At 73.3% G+C, this 1,515-nt stretch carries 2 protein-coding genes; both read left to right on the top strand.

Annotated features, from left to right (window positions below; translation table 11 throughout):
- Window positions 1-399: hypothetical protein (locus PKE44_RS19405; RefSeq protein WP_324554500.1), on the top strand; the 399-nt coding region annotated here is incomplete at its 5' end.
- Window positions 400-422: 23 nt separating this feature from the next.
- Window positions 423-1,436, top strand: a complete 1,014-nt coding sequence (locus PKE44_RS19400) for an ABC transporter substrate-binding protein (protein ID WP_324554498.1) — start codon at window positions 423-425, stop codon at window positions 1,434-1,436.
- The last annotated feature ends 79 nt before the right edge of the window (window positions 1,437-1,515 follow it).

The raw sequence follows: 1,515 nt of genomic DNA, 5'->3' as shown, positions 1-1,515 counted from the left end.
GCGCACGCCGGCGGCCTGACGCTCGCCGCGCTCGCCGGCGGCTGTGATCTCGAAATCGTCGCGCCGCGCCCGCCGGCCGACTGGCACGACCTGCTCGGCCCGGCCGGCAGCGCGCTGGCGCGCACGCTGGCCTCGGTGAGCGGCGAGGACTTCGACCTGGCTGCCACGCGCGTCTGGGGCGCGCGCGAATGCCTGAAGAAGGCCGGACTGGCCGTCAACACGCCGCTGACGCTCGCCGAGGCCGCCGGCGACGTCGTCCGGTTCGCGGCCGGGGGCCGGGCGCTGGTGACGATCGCCTGCCGGCCCGACGGCGTGGCAGCGGTCGCGGCGCTGCTGGCCGAAGAGGACGCGCCGGCCGCTGCCGGGGCGCGCAGCCCCGGGCGGCTGGCCGGCTCCTGAGTCAACGACGGGAGGATCTGCCGATGAAACTGACCCGCAGACAACTGCTGAGCGCTGCCGCCGTGCTGGCGGTGCCGGGGGCGCTGGCGCTGTTGCGCTTCCGGCCCTGGGAAACCGCGCAGGCACAGGAGGCGCTGACCGTCGGCTACCTGCCGGTGACCTGCCACCTGACCTGTCCGGTCACCGACTACGCGAGCCGCAGCAGCCGCTTCGCACGCTTCGATTCGCAGCGCTACCTGGACTTCCCGACCATGGTCGAGGCGATCAAGTCCGGGCGGCTGCAGGCGAGCTTCATGGTCGTGCCGCTGGCGATGAAGCTGCGCGAGCAGGGCGTGCCGGTGAAGCTCGTCTATCTCGGGCATCGCGAGGGTTCGACGCTCATGGTGCGGGCCGCGAACCCGGCGACCGACCTCGCGGCGCTGCGCGGCACGAGCTTCGCGATCCCGACCCGCTACAGCAACCAGAACCTCGTGCTGCACCGGCTGATGGCGCAGCAGGGCCTGACCGAGGCTGACCTGAAGATCGTCGAGCTGCCGCCGCCGGACATGCCCGGGGCGCTCGCCGCCGGCGCGATCGAGGGCTACTTCGTCGGCGAGCCGATGGCCGCGAAGGCCGAACTCGCCGGCACCGGCCGCGTGCTGTACCACGCGCACGCGATCTGGCCGGGTTTCATCTCCTGCGGCCTGGTCGTGCACGAGGAACTGATCGAGCGCAAGCCGGCGCTGATCGCCGATCTGGTGCGCGGCATCGCGCAGAGCGGCCAGTGGATCGAGCATCACCGGCCCGAGGCCGCCGCGATCGCCGCCCCGTACTACCGGCAGGAGGAAAGACTGCTGCGCCACGTGCTGACCGATCCCGGCCGGGTCAGCTACGTGAACCTGACGCCGCAGGATGCGGATCTGCAGGCCATCCACACGCTCGCCGTGCAGCTCGGCATCCTGACGCAGCCGCTGCGCATGAGCGAGCTGATCGACCGGCGCTTCGTGCCCGGACGCATCGACGCGATCGAACTCGCCCCGCCAGAGCGTCCGGCATGAGCACACCCGGAGCCGCCGCCGCCCGCCCGGCGATGGCCGCCGGGCGGGCGGCGGCGGCTCGCCGGGGTGCCCAGCCTGC

Source organism: Plasticicumulans sp. (genome assembly GCF_035331805.1).
In the GTDB taxonomy this organism is placed as follows: Bacteria; Pseudomonadota; Gammaproteobacteria; order Competibacterales; family Competibacteraceae; genus Plasticicumulans.
Note: the sequence above shows the minus strand (reverse complement) of the source record. Positions and strands in the feature narration are given on the sequence as shown.